Annotated in this window: 4 protein-coding genes; all 4 read left to right on the forward strand. The window is 46.9% G+C overall.

The features are described from left to right. Positions 1–452 precede the first annotated feature (452 nt). A complete protein-coding gene (locus tag GAP13_RS12935) occupies positions 453–995 on the forward strand; it encodes a hypothetical protein (protein ID WP_158908704.1) in 543 nt (180 codons plus the stop codon). A gap of 239 nt (positions 996–1,234) precedes the next feature. After that, positions 1,235–1,558 (forward strand): hypothetical protein, encoded by a 324-nt coding sequence (locus tag GAP13_RS12940; protein WP_158908705.1) that lies wholly within the window; start codon positions 1,235–1,237, stop codon positions 1,556–1,558. A 53-nt stretch (positions 1,559–1,611) separates the two neighbouring features. Beyond that, entirely contained in the window at positions 1,612–1,809 is a 198-nt protein-coding gene (locus tag GAP13_RS12945; RefSeq protein WP_158908706.1) for a hypothetical protein, read from the forward strand. Next, on the forward strand, positions 1,778–2,318 hold a 541-nt coding region (locus GAP13_RS12950), incomplete at its 3' end, for an ATPase (RefSeq protein WP_158908707.1). The genes GAP13_RS12945 and GAP13_RS12950, both read left to right, overlap by 32 nt.

Consider the following 2,318-nt stretch of genomic DNA (forward strand, 5'->3'; position numbering starts at 1 on the left):
GCTCGTTATGATAGTTGAGTGTGGGAAGGCGCATACTCTTGAAGGTGTGCGCCTCCCTTCGTGGGTTGTATATAAGCCTGTCTCTTATACACATCTAGATGTGTATAAGAGACAGGCATATTGATGGATTGCTTGAGAGCTTTTGGTGTGTATATTGACGTCAGTGGACTTGCTGGTGTGACAGTTGCGTCAGACTATGCAGAAGGTCTTGCTTCAGTTGATAGGGGTAAAGATGGCCTTTCCCCGCTGGGCTATACCAAGAATAGTGTTGCTGAGGGGTGTGCAAAGACAGTTCTCGTTTATAGAGAAAAAAATTAAAATCATACATAATTTTTAGAGATACCATTGTTACTCCGATTTTAGACGAAAACAACCCGTATATAACAACTGCATTGTATACAATAGCGCGTGAATGCGCGCACGTCGAGGTGCATACTTTTATTGAGCATAAAATGCCAGGCTTTTTATTGAACTACACTTATGGTACGCATGAAGAAAAAATATTAATGCAATTTTCAGAGTCAATTTTAATGGAGTACTGCGCTTGTAGAATAAGTGCTATGTTTGGGAAGGATGCCATTACGAGTACTGAGCATGAACTCGTTCGTAATTCACTAAGCGACGCCATTTTGAAGAGTGCGAACGCTATTTTATCATATAGGCATCATGGAAATATTGATAAGTTGCTTGTTGATGTGGGTGAGTCTGTCTGGTTCCCAATGCAATGTATATCGCGCTTGATAGGACACCTTGATGGAATTGGATCGCAAGATGACGTTTTTACATATATTGAAGACTCTCCTGAAAAAGTTTTTTTTGAAAAACACGTCAATGAAATGCAATATTGCCTGCGCAAACTTTGGGATTCTCGTGATTCATGGAGAAATGTTGACTTATTTGACCCTCTGAACAGAATAGGCAAACAGCTATTTTATGACGCGGGCATGCATATCACGTCATTGCCTGATGGACGCGGCTGGGTTTCTGTACCCTAGAAAATGTAAGGATCTCGATCCGTAGGTCTTCATTTATTGGTATCCGTCGCTTCAGTTCGGCAATGAACTGGACTAGGTGCTTGTTGCAGTGTCGTTCACATTCGTTGAAGTGTAATTCAAAGTTCCTTTTGCCCCATTGAATTTTGTGAGGTGGCGCTTGGGGAAACTCCAGAAAGCCTCTATCCCAGTAAATGGCATTCTCGGATTAATGCTTGGCTTTGGTAGCGCGAAAGTCTGATATGTTTACCCCCAAGATAACCGCAGCCGAAGCCGCTGTTATTTCGGTCAATGTGTCCCTCAAAAGGTCCATCGACGCAGATACGTTGGTTGGCATTTTTAAGGGCACGCACTCGCCCGAAACGTGGATATCCCACCTCGAGCTTTTCTTTTCGGATGTGCCGGATACGATCTTGAAGAAGTTCATGGCGCAAAATCAGTTCTCAGCCTTAAGTATGCAACGAGTCTTCCGTATGCTTTCCCCATGTATGCAGAATCCTCATTTTCTAGAAGTGCTGGACGAGTATAGTGCGGAGGCGCACCAAACCGGCGCGGTTGATGATTGAAAGGCGGGTTCCCTTGGGGTAGTGTAGGCCAAGCAATTTGCGAGGAGTTCAGTATGACCATTTCACTTGAACAATTGGAAGTACGTGCTCTGCGTGGGCAAAAAATGCTTTTAGATGACATGCTTAAGAGTGGAATTCCGCTCGTCTACGAAGATGAGCAAGGGCGCATGGTTCGTGAGCTTCCCGATGGCTGCATCGAGGTCATAAAGGAGCATAGCCATGCCGAAAATGCTTCTGATCTGCGGGCCTAATGGCGCAGGGAAGAGTTCGCTACGCCAAGCGACCAGTCTTGATGAAGAAATGCCGGTCATTGATCCAGACCGCTTAGCCCGCGAAAGCGGGCTTTCACCTATTGAGGCGGGAAAAGAGGCTGCTAGGCGGGCACGTGGGCATATCACCGCCAAAGAAAGCTTTGCCCGTGAAAGCACGATGACCGCTCGTTTCGACGAAGAGCTGATTCGGTTGGCCAAACGGAGCGGATACGATGTTGAGTTATTCTTTGTCGGCCTGAATAGTGCAGACTTGGCTATTGAACGTGTGGCCGAACGCGTTGCCAAAGGCGGGCATGATGTCCCTTCTGCGGATGTCGTTCGGCGATATGAGCGAGGCCTAGCAAGCCTGGGGAAGATGCTTGGTACTGTTGATCGAGCTCGCGTCTTTGATAATACCCGGCGGGGCTACCGGCTCGTTATGATAGTTGAGTGTGGGAAGGCGCATACTCTTGAAGGTGTGCGCCTCCCTTCGTGGGTTGGAACTGCCC

The organism is Rectinema subterraneum (assembly GCA_009768935.1).
GTDB classification, from domain to species: domain Bacteria; phylum Spirochaetota; class Spirochaetia; order Treponematales; family Rectinemataceae; genus Rectinema; species Rectinema subterraneum.

Excerpts from the sequence above, each read along its gene's own strand:
- GAP13_RS12935 (WP_158908704.1), top strand. The coding sequence starts at position 453 with ATGCCAGGCTTTTTATTGAACTACACTTATGGTACGCATGAAGAAAAA.
- GAP13_RS12940 (WP_158908705.1), top strand. The coding sequence starts at position 1,235 with ATGTTTACCCCCAAGATAACCGCAGCCGAAGCCGCTGTTATTTCGGTC.
- GAP13_RS12945 (WP_158908706.1), top strand. The coding sequence starts at position 1,612 with ATGACCATTTCACTTGAACAATTGGAAGTACGTGCTCTGCGTGGGCAA.